The sequence below is a fragment of the Agrobacterium sp. S7/73 genome (assembly GCF_019355535.1).
Taxonomy (GTDB): Bacteria; Pseudomonadota; Alphaproteobacteria; order Rhizobiales; family Rhizobiaceae; genus Agrobacterium; species Agrobacterium tumefaciens.
This window is the reverse complement of the sequence record NZ_CP072136.1, coordinates 297,952-315,000: the sequence shown is the minus strand read 5'-3', so window position 1 is coordinate 315,000 and position 17,049 is coordinate 297,952. Positions and strand designations below refer to the sequence as shown.

The window sequence follows — 17,049 nt, the reverse complement described above, 5'->3', positions numbered from 1 at the left end:
CGATGGTGGTCACGACGAGCCGTTGACGCCGGCCGAGATAGTGGAGAAGAAACTTCTGACGCAGGAGCAATGGGACACGCTTTCCCGTTACGCGCTCGCACTGTTCAAGCGCGGACAGGAGATTGCCGCAAAGCAGGGCCTCATCCTCGTCGATACGAAATACGAATTCGGCACGGATGAAAACGGCACGATCATTCTGGCCGACGAAATCCACACGCCTGACAGCAGCCGCTACTGGATGGCTGAAACCTATGAAGAGAGCTTCCGCAACGGCGCACGGCCGGCAAGCTTCGACAAGGATTTCGTGAGAGCCTGGGTTGCCGAACGCTGCGATCCCTATAAGGACGACGTTCCGGAAATTCCGCGGGAACTCGTATTGCAGACGTCAAGGGTATATATTGATGCATACGAACGCATCACCGGACAAAGCTTCGTTCCCGACGATAGCGGTGAGACGCCACTGGCAAGAGTACGCCGGAACCTGGAGCAATTTTTCCCCGGAGTCTGACCTTGAGCAAAACGATCGAACAGGCGAGAAAGGGTGACAGGAAGAACGACGTTCCTGTCAAGCGCCGGCCTCGCCGTTCCGCCGAAGAGACGCGGCGGGACATTCTTGCCAAAGCCGAAGAACTTTTTCGCGAGCGTGGGTTCAATGCAGTGGCGATTGCCGATATCGCCGCAGCACTCGGCATGTCGCCCGCGAACGTCTTCAAGAACTTCAATTCGAAGAATGCGCTCGTCGATGCCATCGGGTTTGAGCAGATCGGTGCATTCGAGCGGGAAATCCACCCGCTCGATAAAAGTCATGCACCAGTTTCAAGGCTGCGCCATCTCGCCCGCACCCTGATGGAACAACACCATCAGAACCTCAACGACAATCCCTATATATTCGAAATGATCCTGATGACGGCCAAGCAGGACATGAAGTGCGGTGACTATTACAAATCCGTCATAGCAAACCTGGTGGCTGACATTATTCGCGATGGCGTAGATAAGGGAATTTACGCCCCCGCCGACATCCCGCCTCTGGCGGAAACCGTCCTCCACGCACTCGCGAGCGTCATCCATCCCGTCCTCATCGCACGGGAAGATATCGGCAATTTAGCAACACGTTGCGATCAACTGGTTGATTTAATCGAGGCAGGATTGCGCAATCCGCTTGCTAAGTGACGATTCTCAACTTACGTCACCTTCTCGCAATTGCTTGCGAAGCGTGAAAGCCTGCGCTTCTATGCGAATGGCGGTCCGAGCAGATTGAACGAAGAAGGTCCCCATAGGGCCTTTACCCATCGTCCCTGCACCCGGACCAGCATCCGCCGAGCGACACTGCGCTTATAGTTGAATGCGACCGATACGCAGGGAAGAACAATGAGCCGACGTATTTTACCCCTATTTGCTTCTCTGTGCATGACCGCAGTTCTCGCGGGATGCAGCGATGGCGGCGAAAGCAGCCAGACCGCCGGCCAGGGCGCCGCGCGTCCCCCGTCTCCGGTCAGCATCATTGTGATGAAGACGAGCGAATATCCCCTGACCACCGTTCTTCCCGGCCGCGCAAGCGCGTTCCAGACGGCGGAAATCCGCCCGCGCGTCACTGGCATCATCCGCGACATTCCCTTCAAGGAAGGCAGCGAGGTCAAGCAGGGTGACATTCTCTACCAGATTGAAGACAACACCTATCTGGCAGAAGTGGCACAGGCCAAGGCAAGCGTAGCGAAAGCCGAAGCAAGCGTTCCGAGCGCCCAGGCGAACCTTGCCCGCTACGAGCGGCTGGTCAACAGCGGCGCAACGCAGATCGAATATGAAAACGCCAAGGTGACGCTGCTTCAGGCCGAAGCCGACGTAGCCCAGACCAAGGCTGCGCTGGAAACGGCTGAGATCAATCTCGATCTCACCAAGGTCCGCGCGCCTTTCGATGGCATCACCAGCGCAACCGCTTTCAGCATCGGCAACGTGGTGACGGCAAACCAGACGACGGCTTTGACGACGCTGCGCCGCATCGATCCGATCTACATCGATCTGATGGAATCCAGCATCAATCTTCTGCGTCTGAAAAAGGCGATCTCGTCGGGCCAGCTCGGCGGCGATACCAAGGAAACCGGCATTCACCTGACGCTGGAAGACGGCACCGAATACAAGCATGACGGCAAGATCGACATGTCGGACATGGCGGTGAGCGAAACCACGGGCACCTTCTCCATCCGTGCTCTCTTCGATAACCCGGACGATCTTCTGCTTCCCGGCACCTATGTTCGCGCAACGCTGACCATCGGTAAGGAAACGGGTTTCCGCATCCCGCAGCGCGCAGCGAGCCGGAACGCCAATGGCGAACTGACCGCAAAATTTGTCACCGCGGAAAACAAGGTGGAAACGCGCACCTTCCCGTCCAGCCAGCAGTCGGGCAATGCCTGGCTGGTGACGGAAAATGTCAAGGATGGCGACAAACTCATCGTTGACGGCTTCCAGTGGATTGCCGACGGCGCGACGGTCGCGCCCGTGGAAGTGACCATCGACGATCGCGGTATCGTCGTTCTGCCGCAGCAAGCTCCGCCTGCCGCCGCCCCCTCGAAATAAACATGAGCACGAAACCCTCGGTCGAAGCTCGTAAAAGGTAAGGCAGGACTGCCATGGCCCATTTCTTTATCAGGCGCCCCGTTTTTGCATGGGTTATCGCCATCGTCATCATGCTGGGCGGCGCTCTGGCAATTGTGACGCTCTCCATCTCGCAATATCCCGATATTGCCCCAACGACGGTCCGCGTCAGCGCAACCTATAACGGCGCTAGCGCGGAGACGGTCGAAAAATCGGTGACGACCATCATTGAGGACGGCATGACCGGCCTCGACGATCTCACCTATATGACCTCGTCTTCCTCGACCGGCAGCGCCGAAGTGACACTGACCTTCGGTAACAGCATCCTGCCTGACATTGCGCAGGTTCAGGTGCAGAACAAGCTGCAGCTCGTGCAGTCGCAATTGCCCGACACCGTGCAGCAGCGCGGTATTCAGGTCAGCCGCTCCACATCGAGCATTCTGATGGTGGGTGCGCTGATCTCGACGGACGGCAAGCGCAATTCGGCCGATCTCGGCGACGTGTTCTCTTCGCGCGTCGAAGACCAGATCAAGCGCCTTGAAGGCGTGGGCAGCATCAACGTCTTCGGTTCCGAATATGCGATGCGCATCTGGCTCGATCCGTTCAAGCTCAACAAATACCAGCTGACCACGGCTGACGTCACCGGCGCCATCGAAAGCCAGAACACCCAGGTTTCGGTCGGCTCCCTCGGTGCCGTTCCCGCCGTCCAGGGCCAACAGCTCAATGTGACGGTGACGGCGCAGAGCCAGCTCACCACCGTCGCCGATTTCGAATCGGTCATCTTGAAGGTTGAGAAGGACGGCGCAACCGTTCGCCTGAGCGACGTGGCCCGCATCGAAATCGGCCAGGAAACCTATGGCGGTGATTCCCGCTCGAACGGCCGTCCTTCCGCCGGTTTCGCGGTCAACCTCGCCACGGGCGCCAACGCGCTCGATACTGCAGCACGTGTCAAGTCCGCGCTTACCGCCGTTGAGGGCTCGCTGCCTGCAGGCGTCTCGATCGAATATCCCTACGACACGACACCCTTCGTGAAGCTGTCGATCGAGAAAGTGGTGCATACGCTGATCGAGGCGATCATCCTCGTCTTCGTCGTGCTGCTGGTCTTCCTGCAAAACCTGCGCGCCACCTTCATTCCGATGATCGCCGTGCCCGTCGTGCTCCTCGGCACGTTCGGCATCCTCGCAATAACCGGATATTCCATCAACACGCTGACCATGTTCGCCATGGTTCTGGCGATCGGCCTTCTCGTGGATGACGCCATCGTCGTTGTTGAAAACGTCGAGCGCATCATGTCGGAAGAGGGCCTGTCGCCGGTCGAGGCGACGGAAAAATCGATGGGCGAGATAACCGGCGCCATCATCGGCATCGCGCTCGTCCTGACCGCCGTGTTTATTCCCATGGCCTTCTTTGGCGGATCGACTGGTATCATCTATCGCCAGTTCTCTATCACGATCGTTTCGGCCATGCTGCTTTCGGCGGTGGTCGCCATCGTTCTGACGCCGGCGCTGTGCGCCACAATGCTGAAGCCCATCGACCATACCAAAAAGCAGCGTGGACCGGGTGCCTGGTTCAACCGCGGCTTCGGCAAGACGACGGACGGCTATGTCTCGTCGATCGGCTATCTGCTGAAACGGCCCCTGCGCGTGACGATTCTTTTCCTGATCGTCGTCGGCGGCTGCGCCTGGTTCTTCACCAAACTGCCAAGCTCCTTCCTCCCACAGGAAGATCAGGGCGTGCTGCTGACGATCATCCAGACACCGACCGGTTCGAACATCGAACGCACCAACGAGGTGGTAAAACAGGTCGAAAGCTACTTCCGTGAAAAAGAAGCAGCCAATGTCGAATCGGTTTTCGGCGTGCTTGGATTCAGCTTCAGCGGTTCGGGTCAGAACAACGCGATCGTCTTCACCAAGCTCAAGGACTTTTCCGAGCGAACCGCACCCGATCAACACGCCGCCGCCATTGTGCAGCGGGCAATGGGTACGTTCTTCGGCTTCCGCGATGCACAGGTATTCCCGCTTTTGCCGCCGGCAATTCAGGGCATGGGCACGTCGAGCGGTTTCTCCATGTATCTCGTGGATAGCGGCCGCAACGGCACCGACGCTCTGACCGCAACCTCCAAGGACCTGATTGCGCTTGCAACAAGCAATCCAAAAATCAGCTCTCTGCGAAGCGACAGCCAGGACAACGAAACACAGATGAAGATCATTCTCGATCAGGAAAAGATGGGGGCCATGGGCGTCGATCTTTCCTCCGTGAACCTGATGCTGTCGACGATCTTTGCCGGCCGGGATGTCAACGACTTCACCCTGAACGGTGAGCTCAAGCCGGTCTATGTTCAGGGCGATGCACCCTATCGCATGCAGCCGGACGACCTGAAGTTCTGGTATGCCCGCAACACCAGCGGCGAAATGGTACCTTTCTCCTCCTTCAGCGAGGTGAAGTGGATCAACGCGCCGCCGTCACTGGCACGCTACAACGGTACGGGCGCGATCTCGCTTGAAGGCACCGCCGGCGCAGGCGTTGCTTCCGGCGAAGCCATGGACGAGATGGAACGTCTGACGGCAAGCTTGCCAGGCGGTTACACCGTGGCATGGCAGGGTATCTCCTATCAGGAACGCCTTTCCGGCTCGCAGGCGCCCATGCTGTACGCGCTGTCGGTTCTCATCGTGTTCCTTTGCCTGGCTGCCCTTTATGAAAGCTGGTCGATCCCGTTCTCGGTCATTCTGGCTGTCCCGGTGGGTGTCCTCGGCGCTTTGACTGCGGCCCATTTCTTCGGCCAGACGAACGACGTCTACTTCAAGGTGGGCCTGCTGACGACCATCGGCCTTGCCGCGAAAAACGCGATCCTGATCGTTGAATTCGCCAAGGAGAGGCAGGAGCACGGGTTAAGTCTGGTGGAGGCGGCACTGGAGGCGGCGAAGCTGCGCCTGCGTCCGATCATCATGACGTCGCTCGCCTTCATCCTCGGCGTCGTGCCTCTCGCGATCGCAACCGGAGCGGGTTCTGCCGCGCAAAATGCAATCGGTATCGGGGTGCTGGGTGGTATGCTTTCTGCAACACTGCTCGGAATTTTCTTCGTTCCGTCCTTTTTCGTCATCATTCGTCGCCTTTCAAGGCGTTAACAAAACAAAAATGGGCTGTGCCAACCGTTAATACGCTGCTAGAAATATGGCCGATTTGGCAAACGCACGTTTCTAGGGCATATCGACCGCGCAGCCCATTTGTCAGCAAGCCGCGCTTGGTAAGCCAACCAGAGAATTGGGAAAATTATATGCTGTCTATTCGCGCTACTATTCCCCTGACAATGCTACTGCTTTCGGGCTGCGTTGTCGGACCCGACCACAAGACGCCGGAAATTCAATTGCCGGGAAAGTTCGCGGAAGCCGGAAAAACCAGTAATGGCGACATCAGCAGCGTTGCATGGTGGACGGCCTTTAACGACAACCGCCTGAACGGTTACGTCTCCACCGGCCTTGCGCAGAACCTCACCGTGATGCAGGCAATCGAGCGCATCAATCAGGCGCAGGCCCAGGTGATCGTGGACGGCGCCGGCGGCCTGCCGAGCCTGACTGGCAGTGGCAGCCACACGACCAGCGAGACCAAGGGCAGCTACCGTGACGTTCCCGTCACCAACGTGTCCAACGGCAGCCTTAGCGTTTCCTGGTTCCTCGACCTTTTCGGTCGCTATCGCCGGGCAACGGAAAGCGCCGATGCTTCGCTCGACGCCGCGTACTCCACCGTCGACGTTCAGCGCCTGACGCTGATTTCCTCAGTCGCCGCGGCCTATATCGACGTGCGCTATTATCAGGAGCGCCTGGCGATTGCCCGCCAGAACCTGAGTTCACGCCGCGAAACGCTCGATCTGACGAAGCTGCAGCTCGAAGCGGGTGCGGCCTCGCGTCTCGATGTCGTCCAGTCCGAAGGTCTGGTCAATTCAACGCTGTCGCAGATACCCGGCCTCGAAACCAGCTTCCGCAAGTCAGCCCACCGCATCGCGACCCTGCTCGGCATGCCGGCCTCGTCGCTCATCGCCGAGCTGCAGAAGGGCGCACGCCAGCCTGTTGCGCGCGCAGTTCCCCGCACCGGCATCCCGGCCGACCTGATCCGCAACCGTCCGGACATCCGCGTCGCTGAACGCAATCTCGCCGCTGCGGTCGCCACGATCGGTGTAACCGAGGCACAGCTTTATCCAAGCATCGAGCTTGGTGGCGCGATCACCCCGAGCTACAATTTCCTGAGTGGCGGCGGCAGGGGAACGGCCAATAGCTGGTCCTTCGGTCCGAGCCTCACTCTCCCGATCCTCGATGGTGGCAGACTGCGCGCCAATGTCGACATCGCGAACTCGCAAGCACGCGAGCAATATCTCGTCTGGAAGGCAACCGTTCTCAACGCGGTTGAAGAAGTCGAAAACGCCCTGGCCGCCATCAATCGCGACCAGCGTACCGTCGACGCGCTGAGAAAGACTGTCTCATCCTACCAGGAAGCGCTGCAGCTCTCGACAGCCAGCTATCGTGACGGTGCGTCGTCTCTGCTCGACGTTCTGGATGCCCAGCGGTCGGTCTCCGATGCGCAGGCAAACCTTGCAACGGCGATCCAGACGACCGCGCAGGATTATGTATCGCTCAACGTGGCTCTCGGCGGCGGTTATGCCGTTGGCCAGCCTGTCCCGAAGAAGTCCGCTGGCCCAACCGTGGTCGCTGCAAAGGGCATGTAAGAAACGCCTCAAGGCAAATGAAAAGCCCGCGTCGAGACGCGGGCTTTTTTTGTATTCCAGACACAAAAAAGCACCGGTCGCCCGGTGCTTTTTGTTTAACCTGCCGTCAGGCTCAGTTCTTGGCGCGCTCGACGTAGGAATTGTCTTCCGTCGCGATGACCACGCGGATACCGGCGTCGATGTGCGGCGGCACCATGGTGCGGATGCCGTTGGAAAGAATTGCCGGCTTGTAGGAAGAAGAAGCCGTCTGGCCCTTCACAACCGGTTCCGTTTCGACGATTTCCAGCGTGACGTGGCGCGGCAGTTCGACAGCCAGCGGATTGCCTTCGTGAATGGAAAGAACGCAGGTCATGCCTTCCTGCAGATAGGCCTTCTGGTCGCCCATCGTCTCGACATCGACAACGACCTGATCGTAGTTTGCCGGGTTCATGAAGTGAAAGCCTTCGCCATCTTCATAAAGGAACTGGAAGTTCAGGTCTTCGACGAAAGCACGCTCGACCTGTTCGGTCGTGCGCCAGCGCTCGGAAACCTTCACGCCGTCAACGATGCGGCGCATGTCAACCTGCGTGACCGGCGTGCCCTTGCCCGGGTGAAAGTTCTGCGCGGTGAGAACAACGTAGAGCTTGCCGTCCACGTCGAGAACATTGCCCTTGCGGACGGATGAGGCGATAACCTTGACCATATGACTTCCTTGTAACTCGATGAAATGCGTCGTAAAGGACTGCGCGATAGCACCGGCCCGGCAGACGTTTTGTCTTTTTTCTGGGGCGCAACTACCTTAAATCCGCGCGAATTGCCAGCCTTCTACAGCAATTCGCGGAAGAGTGCCTAGCGGTTTTCCGCCCGGAATTGCTTTAAATGATGCGATCAGGCGTTTTGCGGGCCGTTTATCCGTAACAAGGCCAGCAGGTAAGACGGAAAAGAAAAAAGAGATGGGCTCAAGCAACGAGACAATGTCGCCCTGGTGGACGCCCGACGTCCATGCCGACCGCCGCGCCTTTCTGCTTGGACGCAACGCGATTCAGTCGGAATTTCGCAGCTATTTCGCGCGCGCGGACTTTCTAGAGGTCGACACCGCCACATTGCAGATTTCTCCCGGCAACGAGGCACATCTGCATGCCTTCGCCACCCAGGGACTGACGCCAGCCGGCGACGCCGCTCCGCTCTATCTCCACACCTCGCCCGAATTCGCCTGCAAGAAATTGCTCGCGGCCGGTGAAGAACGCATTTTCTGTTTCGCCCATGTTTATCGAAACCGGGAAAGAGGCCCCCTGCACCACCCAGAATTCACGATGCTGGAATGGTATCGGGTCGGAGAAACCTACGAGATCCTGATGAAGGACAGCGCCAATCTTCTGGCGCTGGCGGCAGAAACCGCCAAAACAAACAATTTCACCTATCGTGGCCGCAGCGTCGATCCGTTCCTCGAACCGGAACGTCTGAGCGTCGCGGAAGCCTTCGATCGCTATGCGGGAATTGATCTTCTGGCGACGATTGACCGAAACGGCGAGACGGATAGCCGGCACCTTGCCGCAAGCCTAACCAATGCCGGAATTCGTGTGGCTAAGGACGACACCTGGGCGGATATGTTCAGCCGCGTTATCGTGGAGCGGGTGGAACCCGAACTGGGCTTAGGCCGCGCCACCATTCTCGATGAATACCCCACAAGCGAGGCTGCGCTTGCCCGCAAATCGCCTGGGGATGCGCGGGTGGCGGAACGGTTCGAGCTTTATGCGTGTGGCGTTGAACTTGCCAATGCCTTTGGCGAATTGACCGACGCTACTGAGCAGAGACGGCGTTTCGAAATGGAGATGGTTGAGAAGCAGCGGGTTTACGGCGAGACCTATCCTTTGGACGAGGATTTTCTGGCGGCGCTGGCGATCATGCCGCCGGCAAGCGGCATAGCACTCGGTTTCGACCGACTGGTGATGCTGGCAACCGGCGCGCCCCGCATCGATCTGGTCATGTGGGCACCCGTCGCGGAATACGGACGATGACAAGGCTTGAAACCATCAAGACACCCGAAGCACTTGTTGAGGCGGGGTTGATCAAGACCGAGGCGCTCGAAGACGTGCGCGCGGTGACGCAACGTTACGCGTTAGCCATCACATCGACAATGGCCGATCTGATGGACAGCCGCGATCCGCAGGACCCCATCGCGCGGCAATTCGTGCCGGACCTAGCCGAACTCGTCCACCTTCCCGAAGAACGGGACGATCCGATCGGCGACGGTGCACATAGTCCCGTCCATGGCATCGTCCACCGTTATCCGGACCGGGTGCTTTTGAAGGCGGTGCATGTCTGCCCCGTCTATTGCCGTTTCTGTTTCCGCCGCGAAATGGTCGGGCCGCAAGGCAACGGCATGATGAGCCCGGAAGAGCTGGACGCCGCATTCGACTATATAAAAGCCAACCCGGCCATCTGGGAGGTCATCCTCACCGGCGGCGATCCGCTGGTACTCTCGGCGCGGCGATTGTCCGACCTGATGACGCGGCTGAAAGACGTACCGCACGTCAAGATCGTTCGCTTCCACACCCGTGTACCGGTCGTCGATCCCGAACGAATCGACGGGCCGCTGATCGAGGCATTGAAGGCCAGCGGCAAAACCACCTATGTGGCCCTGCACGCCAACCACGCACGCGAACTTGGGCAAGCAGCCAGAAGTGCTTGCGCGCGCCTGATCGATGCCGGCATCGCCATGGTCAGCCAGACCGTACTTTTGAAGGGCATCAACGATGATTCGGCAATTCTCGCCGAACTGATGCGCGCCTTTGTCGAGAACCGTATCAAGCCTTACTACCTGCACCACCCCGACCTAGCGCCCGGCACCAGCCATTTCCGGCTGACGATAGAAGAAGGTCAGCGAATCGTTTCCGCCTTGCGCGGGCATGTCTCCGGTCTTTGCCAGCCGACCTACGTTCTCGACATTCCGGGCGGTCACGGCAAGGCCACGATCGGCCCGAATGCGGCCGAAAAAACCCGCGATGGCTGCTACTCCGTCTCGGACTTCAACGGAAACGATCATATTTACCCGCCGCCTGCATCCGGCGACGATTAAAAAAAGCATAAAAAGCCCGCCGTGCCGGGCTTTTCAAAGCGGCGTCGAACGAAAACAAAAATTTCACATTTCCGCCCCCCTCCTGTCATCATAAAGAAAAATATTCTACCTATAACAATCAGCATTGATTTTAATGGTGGTCTGGATTATCAGTGTGGAACTGGAGAGCGAGTCTCCTGATTCCGGATCAACACCAATACAGGGAGTGTGTCATGTCAAAATATATTCGCATCAACGCAATCCTTGGTCTTGAGTCCTGGAATGCTGGATTTAAATCCACGTGTTCCCGCTGCTGTCGAATGTGACCTGACGGTCTCAATTTTCTGAAAATCAGTTCGACAACATGCTGTGTTAATGAGCCACAGCGGGAGTATACCTATGCAAAAGCAAGTTATTGAATTCGCTGGCGAACCCGTCGGCATCGTCATACCGGACAACGACCGGCTGAAGTTCATCGCGGTGAAGTTCCACGTCCACGACCTGGACGAACAGAAGTTCGACAGCGCCGACGATGTGCGGATTGCAATTCGCAATCTCGTGCGCAGCCGGAACCTGGCCGCGGCCTGATGCGGGAAACCCATCACCCGCTCACGGACCTTTCAAAACCAAAGCGCGCCCAATATCGGATCCCGAATACCGGGTCGATGGCGCGCTTTTCTATTGCCTGACAATTCGTCCACTGGTCTGTCATAAACCACGACGGGGTGTATCAATACGCCCTGCACTAAGGTGAAATAGCTTTTTCAAATCCGGATTAGAGTGCAAAAGCCACGCGCTCCTAGAGCTCCCACCTCTCCTGGTTTCTGTGCTTGTCACAGGAATCCAGCCGGCCCAGATCCCAGGGCTGAAAAGACTCTCTCGCCCCCCAGACGCGCGTCAGAACGCGGTAAAGGTCAGCGTCGTCAACGAGCGGACGATGCCTGGAATATTGACGATGTTCTGGTTGATGAACTTGCCGATATCCTCTTCCTGCGGAAGATAGATCTTCAGCATCAGATCATATTCGCCGCTGGTGGAATAAAGCTCGGAAACCAGCTCCGTTTTGTAGATGGCATCGGCGACATCATAGGTCTTGCCGGGCTCGCATTGAAGCTGGACAAAAATGGGCTTCACGGACATCTCCCGTATTGGAACTTGTGGTGCGTGGCTCTTTGCCATGCGTCATGGCGCACTATTGGCTTAGCCGCGCCGGTCTTGCAAGACCGCCTGCCGGTTTAGGCAGAAAAGTCTCATCCGCTGCTACCAGCCCCGATCGCGGCCTGAGAAACGATCCAGCTTCGAAAACTTTCAAGCGGAGCGTAACCGGCGCGATCGGGCATGCAGGCGAGATAATAGGCCTCTTCGCTCTCCACCTCGCCGGTAACCGCCGCGACAAGCCGGCCGCTTCGCAACTCCTCCCCGATCATGAAGGAAGGAATGAGCGATGCCCCGACCCCGGCGCTCGCCGCCTCGGCAATCGTCGTGAACTGATCGAAAAGCATGCCATGCACATTGTCGAAAACCACATCATGGCTGCGAAACCATTGTTCCCAGGCGTCCGGCCGGGTCGTCATGTGCAGCAGCGGCACATGCAGCAGATCGCCCGGCTGTGAAAGCCCGTAGCGCTCCCTGAAAGCGGGACTGCACACCGGAATGACTGTTTCATGCATCAGAAAAACGAGTTCGGTACCCGGCCAATGCGGCAAACCGAAATGTATCGCCGCATCGACTGTATCAGTTCGAAAATCGAACAGCGACGAACGCGTAAGAAGATTGACCGAAACGCCCGGATGTCGGGCGATGAAATCGGGAAGACGCGGCACCAGCCAGCGCGTACCAAAGCTTGGCAGAACACCGAGATTGAGCGTGCCGCCATCCGGATTGGCGCGCAGATTGAGCGACGCGGTCGATATTCGCCGCAGGGCCTCCCGGATTTCCCGCGCATAACCCTCCCCCGCCCGGGTGAGCCGGATTGTCTGCCGCTCGCGCAGAAACAGCGCCACGCCAAGTTGCTCCTCAAGCGCGAGGATCTGCCGGCTGACCGCGCCTTGAGTAAGCCCGAGTTCTCTCGCAGCCGCGGTCACGCTGCCGGTGCGCGAGGCGGCTTCAAAGGCCGCAAGAAGTGAAAGCGACGGTAAGAAGCGCCGAGGCGGCAGAACCATATTCCCTCACGGAATGAACTCTTGACGATATGTCGATATTCAACAGGTGAGGCCGCTTGTAAAGTCTCATAAACAAGGGCTTGTCACTCATACGGAAAACAAATGAACTCGCCCGGAAAATGGTGGAACGATGTATAATGATCCCCGCTCGCACGGCCTCTGGGAAAAGACCGCGCCGCAGCCGCCCGCAACGCCTGCACTGCAAGGCGAGGCGGTTGCCGATGTGGTGATTGTCGGTGGCGGCTTCACCGGACAATCCGCCGCCCTTCATCTTGCTGAAAAGGGCATGGATGTCGTTCTTCTCGAAGCCAGGGAAATCGGCTTCGGCGGCGCCGGCCGCAATGTCGGTCTCATCAACGGCGGCATGTGGGTCATGCCGAGGGAGTTGCCCGGCGTGCTGGGCGAAACCTACGGGGAACGGCTTCTCAGCCTTCTGGGTGATGCGCCGTTGCTGGTGCGCGAATTGGTGGAAAAACACGCGATTCCCTGCGAGATCGAAAAGAATGGCACATTGCATTGCGCCGTCGGTGAAAAAGGGCTCGCCGAAATTCGCGAGCGCTGCGAACAATGGGCAGCCAGGGGCGCTCCCGTCCGCCTTCTCGATGCCGATGAAACGGCAAGACACACCGGCAGCACCGCCTATTCCGGCGCACTTTTCGATACGCGCGCGGGCACGCTTCAGCCGCTTGCCTATGTTCGTGGTCTGGCTGCCACCGCGCAAAAGGCAGGAGCACGGCTGCACACCGCCAGCCCCGTCGTGTCGACCGAACGCAGCGGCGGAAAATGGGTGGTAAAAACACCGCAGGGATCGGTGACCGCCAACTGGATCGTCGTCGCCACCGAAGCCTACAGCACCGGGCCGTGGCAGATCGTCCGCGACGAACAGACCTACCTGCCCTACTTCAACTTCGCGACCAGACCGCTTAGCGACAATCTGCAAAAGAGTATCCTGCCGAACCGAGAAGGTTGCTGGGATACAAAGGAAATCCTCTCCTCGTTCCGCATGGACAAAGCGGGTCGGCTGGTCTTCGGCAGCGTCGGCGCCTTGCGCAGCACGGGTGCCGCCATTCACCGGGCATGGGCCAAACGATCGCTGAAGCGGCTTTTCCCGCAACTGGGAGAGACGGAATTCGAATGCGAATGGTACGGCCAGATCGGCATGACGGACAATGCCGTGCCGCGTTTCCATAAATTCGCGGAAAATGTCGTCGGTTTTTCCGGTTATAATGGCCGCGGCATCGCGCCCGGTACTGCCTTCGGCAAGGTGATTGCGCAACATATTCTCGGTGATATCGCCGAAAACGACCTGCCTCTTCCCGTGACAGAACCAAAAGCGCAGGCCCTCAGGGCAGTGAAGGAGGCCTATTACGAGGCTGGCGCACAGATCGCTCATTTCGCCGGTGAACGCTTCTGATCAACCAGGCCGAAAGCCGCCGGTCGTGGCGGCTTTTTTAAACGGCATCGATATATTCTTGAAAATATAATGATTGCCCTATAGGCCTGTCGATATATTCATCAGGATATCTCGAACCGGGGGAACACACCATGAGACTCTTACGCCGCACCTTCTTCAAAACCATCGCCGCAGCAACATCCTTCTGGGTGGCTGCGTCCCTTGCGGTGGTTCCCGCCCATGCCGCCGAAAAACTCACGGTGTTTGCTGCCGCGAGCATGAAAAACGCACTTGATGCGATCAATGCTGAATGGGCGAAGGAAAGCGGCAATGAAGCGACCGTGTCCTACGCCGCAAGCTCCGCACTCGCCAAACAGATCGAGCAGGGTGCACCGGCGGATATCTTCATTTCCGCCGACCTCGCCTGGATGGATTATGTTGCCGAAAAGAAGCTGATCAACGTCGAAAGCCGCTCCAATCTTCTTGGCAACCGCATCGTTCTCGTCGCCCCGGCCGACAAGGCCAAGCCGGTCGATATCAAGAAGGACTTCGATCTCGCCGGACTGGTGGGCGATGGCCGACTGGCCATGGGCGCGGTCGATTCCGTTCCGGCGGGTAAATACGGCAAGGCTGCGCTGGAAAAGCTCGGCGTCTGGTCATCCGTGGAAAAGAAAGTCGCCGGCGCGGAAAGCGTGCGCGCAGCGTTGCTGCTCGTGTCGCGCGGCGAAGCGCCCTATGGCATCGTCTACCAGACCGATGCGGCCGCCGATCCGGGCGTGAAGATCGTCGGCACCTTCCCGGAAGACAGCCATCCGCCGATCATCTACCCCGTCGCCATTCTCTCGGAAGCAAAATCTCCGGCGGCAAAATCCTATCTGGATTTCCTGAAGTCCGCCAAGGCTACGCCCTTCTTCGAAAAGCAAGGCTTTACCGTTTTGAAATAAACTGCGTTTCGCGGTCCCATCCCGTATGGGACCGCGAGAGATGACGATTGTAGGATATGGCTTTGCATTGGTGGACACTCAGCCCTGAAGAATGGACGGCGATCAGGCTCAGCCTGTGGGTGTCCTCCATCGCCATGTTCGCCAGCCTGCCCTTCGGCATTGCGGTTGCCGTCGCGCTGGCGCGCGGGCGCTTTTGGGGCAAGTCGCTGCTCAATGGCATTGTCCACCTGCCGCTCATTCTGCCGCCCGTCGTCACCGGCTTTCTGCTGCTCATCCTCTTCGGTCGCAGAGGCGCCATCGGCCAGTTTCTAGACAACTGGTTCGGCATCGTCTTTTCCTTTCGCTGGACGGGGGCGGCGCTCGCATGCGCCGTCATGGCGTTTCCGCTGATGGTGCGCTCCATCCGCCTCTCCATCGAAGCGGTGGACAGCAAGCTGGAAGAGGCGGCCGGAACCCTGGGTGCAAGCCCCCTATGGGTGTTCCTCACCGTCACGCTTCCCCTGATCCTGCCCGGCATCATCGCGGGCATGATCCTCGCTTTCGCCAAGGCCATGGGCGAATTCGGCGCGACCATCACCTTCGTTTCCAATATTCCCGGCGAAACCCAGACGCTGTCCGCTGCCATCTACACTTTCACGCAGGTTCCGGGCGGCGATGCAGGCGCATTGCGGCTGACCATCGTTTCCGTCGTGATTTCCATGTCGGCCTTGCTCGTCTCGGAGTTTCTGGCCCGCATCATCGGCAAACGGGTGAGCATGGAATGACGCTTTCCGTCTCCACCCGCCACCGCCTCGGCTCCTTCGAACTCAACGCGTCATTCACCTCTGATGGCGGCGTTACAGCGCTTTTCGGACGCTCCGGCTCCGGTAAAACGTCGATGATCCGCATCATCGCAGGTCTGCTGCGGCCAGATAGTGGTCAGGTATCGCTCGATGGCGAAGTGCTGGCCGATAGCGGAAAGCGCCTGTTCCTGCCGGCACACAGGCGCCATTTTGGTTATGTTTTTCAGGAAGCGCGGCTGTTTCCTCACCTCAGCGTTGCCCAGAACCTGAACTACGGCAAATGGTTCGCTACGGAAAAATCTGAGCGGGCGAATGAAAACCGCATTATCGACATGCTTGGCATCGGCCATCTTCTCCAGCGTCGTCCGAACAAGCTTTCCGGCGGTGAAAAACAACGGGTCGCCATCGGCCGCGCACTCCTGTCATCGCCCAGACTACTGTTGATGGACGAACCTCTCGCCTCACTGGACGAGGAACGAAAGGCCGAGATCATCCCTTATCTGGAACGGCTGCGCGACGAGACGAAAATCCCGATCGTCTATGTCAGCCACTCCATCCAGGAAGTCGCCCGCCTTGCCGACCGCATAGTTGTTATGAAGGACGGCAAAGTGGAGGCACAGGGAAAAGCGGCCGACGTGCTGTCACGGTCGGATTTCAGCGCACATCTTGAGCGACGAGAAGCGGGCAGCATCCTTTCGGGACACATCGAAAGCTTCGATGAAAGGCACGGGCTTGCTGCCGTAAGGCTCTGCTCGTCGCTCCTGCAGGTTCCAGCAAAAAGAGGAACACCCCGCACCCCGGCACGCGTGCTGATACCGGCGCGTGACGTCATGCTTGCCACGGCAAAGCCCGAAGGCCTGAGCGCCCTTAACATCCTCGAAGGCCATATTGCCGGTATCTCCGCCAGCGAAGATGGCATGGTAACCGTTCAGGTGGATTGCGGCGGCGATATTATCCAGTCGCGTATCACCGATCTGTCGCGCGAACGTCTCCAGCTAGAACCCGGGAAACCGGTACACGCGATCATAAAGTCGGCGGCTCTCGATCCGTATTAGTGATGGCGGCATCCGGATTGCGGTTGGCCTCAAGCCAGTCGATATCCTTGCGCAGGGCCTCATTCATCCGCTTTTCCATGCTGCGATACCGTTCAAGCAATTCGGCACCGAATGCGGTCAGCGCGGCCCCACCCCCCTGCTTGCCGCCCCGCTGGGATTCGATCACCGGCTGCCTGAACATATGGTTCAGCGCATCCACAAGCAGCCATGCACGGCGATAGGACATGTCCATCGCTCGGCCGGCGGCCGAGATCGAGCCGGTCTCGACAATCAGCTCCATCAACTCGATCTTACCGTGGCCGAGACGATCTCCGGGCGGAAAATCGATGCGGAGAACGGGCTTCAGTGGCTGATGTATATTGCTCATCGG

Annotated in this window: 16 protein-coding genes (1 of these 16 only partly in view); 12 read left to right on the top strand and 4 right to left on the bottom strand. The window is 58.6% G+C overall.

The window, feature by feature from the left end; all coding sequences use genetic code 11:
• The 5 genes from J5276_RS01370 to J5276_RS01350 all read left to right on the top strand — a co-directional run.
• On the top strand, positions 1-508 hold the 3' portion of the coding sequence (locus J5276_RS01370) for a phosphoribosylaminoimidazolesuccinocarboxamide synthase (protein ID WP_065703452.1). The gene continues 443 nt to the left of window position 1, outside the view; only the last 508 of its 951 coding nucleotides appear in the window; the start codon falls outside the window, past its left edge; the stop codon is at positions 506-508.
• Between the two features lie 2 nt (positions 509-510).
• The gene (locus J5276_RS01365) at positions 511-1,170 is read left to right on the top strand and encodes a TetR family transcriptional regulator (protein ID WP_013636828.1); all 660 of its coding nucleotides are present in this window, start codon (positions 511-513) and stop codon (positions 1,168-1,170) included.
• Between the two features lie 198 nt (positions 1,171-1,368).
• Positions 1,369-2,571: an efflux RND transporter periplasmic adaptor subunit gene (locus tag J5276_RS01360; protein ID WP_003516855.1), complete on the top strand. Its 1,203-nt coding sequence runs from the start codon at positions 1,369-1,371 to the stop codon at positions 2,569-2,571.
• Between the two features lie 53 nt (positions 2,572-2,624).
• Positions 2,625-5,714, top strand: a complete 3,090-nt coding sequence (locus tag J5276_RS01355) for an efflux RND transporter permease subunit (protein ID WP_065703451.1) — start codon at positions 2,625-2,627, stop codon at positions 5,712-5,714.
• A gap of 149 nt (positions 5,715-5,863) precedes the next feature.
• Positions 5,864-7,306: an efflux transporter outer membrane subunit gene (locus J5276_RS01350; protein WP_065703449.1), complete on the top strand. Its 1,443-nt coding sequence runs from the start codon at positions 5,864-5,866 to the stop codon at positions 7,304-7,306.
• Positions 7,307-7,418: 112 nt separating this feature from the next.
• Here the strand turns inward: J5276_RS01350 and efp are convergent, their stop codons facing one another.
• Complete coding sequence (gene efp / locus J5276_RS01345) at positions 7,419-7,988, bottom strand: elongation factor P (protein WP_003516849.1); 570 nt, start codon at positions 7,986-7,988, stop codon at positions 7,419-7,421.
• 250 nt (positions 7,989-8,238) lie between these two features.
• Here efp and epmA point away from each other — a divergent pair, with 250 nt between their 5' ends.
• The 3 genes from epmA (at position 8,239) to J5276_RS01330 (ending at position 10,931) form a co-directional block, all read left to right on the top strand.
• The gene (gene epmA / locus J5276_RS01340; protein WP_111796511.1) at positions 8,239-9,303 is read left to right on the top strand and encodes an EF-P lysine aminoacylase EpmA; all 1,065 of its coding nucleotides are present in this window, start codon (positions 8,239-8,241) and stop codon (positions 9,301-9,303) included.
• The gene (locus tag J5276_RS01335; RefSeq protein ID WP_038492232.1) at positions 9,300-10,364 is read left to right on the top strand and encodes a lysine-2,3-aminomutase-like protein; all 1,065 of its coding nucleotides are present in this window, start codon (positions 9,300-9,302) and stop codon (positions 10,362-10,364) included. Before epmA ends, J5276_RS01335 begins: the two co-directional genes overlap by 4 nt.
• 378 nt (positions 10,365-10,742) lie before the next feature.
• Positions 10,743-10,931 carry a hypothetical protein gene (locus J5276_RS01330; protein ID WP_003516843.1) on the top strand — a complete coding sequence of 63 codons (189 nt, stop codon included), beginning with the start codon at positions 10,743-10,745 and terminating at the stop codon, positions 10,929-10,931.
• A gap of 309 nt (positions 10,932-11,240) precedes the next feature.
• On the opposite strand, the gene J5276_RS01325 is transcribed toward J5276_RS01330, so the two are convergent.
• Together J5276_RS01325 and J5276_RS01320 are read right to left on the bottom strand one after the other, a co-directional pair.
• Positions 11,241-11,477 (bottom strand): Lrp/AsnC ligand binding domain-containing protein, encoded by a 237-nt coding sequence (locus tag J5276_RS01325; protein WP_003516842.1) that lies wholly within the window; start codon positions 11,475-11,477, stop codon positions 11,241-11,243.
• A 116-nt stretch (positions 11,478-11,593) separates the two neighbouring features.
• On the bottom strand, positions 11,594-12,505 hold the full coding sequence (locus J5276_RS01320) for a LysR family transcriptional regulator (RefSeq protein ID WP_025594480.1): 912 nt from the start codon (positions 12,503-12,505) through the stop codon (positions 11,594-11,596).
• A gap of 130 nt (positions 12,506-12,635) precedes the next feature.
• On the opposite strand from J5276_RS01320, the gene J5276_RS01315 reads away from it, so the two are divergent.
• The 4 genes from J5276_RS01315 to modC all read left to right on the top strand — a co-directional run bounded on the left by J5276_RS01315 (position 12,636) and on the right by modC (position 16,679).
• Positions 12,636-13,919 carry an FAD-binding oxidoreductase gene (locus tag J5276_RS01315; protein ID WP_111782614.1) on the top strand — a complete coding sequence of 428 codons (1,284 nt, stop codon included), beginning with the start codon at positions 12,636-12,638 and terminating at the stop codon, positions 13,917-13,919.
• Between the two features lie 131 nt (positions 13,920-14,050).
• The gene (gene modA / locus J5276_RS01310; protein WP_112155404.1) at positions 14,051-14,842 is read left to right on the top strand and encodes a molybdate ABC transporter substrate-binding protein; all 792 of its coding nucleotides are present in this window, start codon (positions 14,051-14,053) and stop codon (positions 14,840-14,842) included.
• Positions 14,843-14,898: 56 nt separating this feature from the next.
• The gene (modB, locus tag J5276_RS01305) at positions 14,899-15,606 is read left to right on the top strand and encodes a molybdate ABC transporter permease subunit (RefSeq protein WP_112155403.1); all 708 of its coding nucleotides are present in this window, start codon (positions 14,899-14,901) and stop codon (positions 15,604-15,606) included.
• Positions 15,603-16,679, top strand: a complete 1,077-nt coding sequence (gene modC, locus J5276_RS01300) for a molybdenum ABC transporter ATP-binding protein (protein ID WP_112155402.1) — start codon at positions 15,603-15,605, stop codon at positions 16,677-16,679. Before modB ends, modC begins: the two co-directional genes overlap by 4 nt.
• Here modC and J5276_RS01295 read toward each other — a convergent pair.
• The gene (locus J5276_RS01295) at positions 16,648-17,046 is read right to left on the bottom strand and encodes a winged helix-turn-helix domain-containing protein (protein WP_013636838.1); all 399 of its coding nucleotides are present in this window, start codon (positions 17,044-17,046) and stop codon (positions 16,648-16,650) included. The genes modC and J5276_RS01295 overlap by 32 nt on opposite strands.
• Positions 17,047-17,049: the final 3 nt, after the last annotated feature.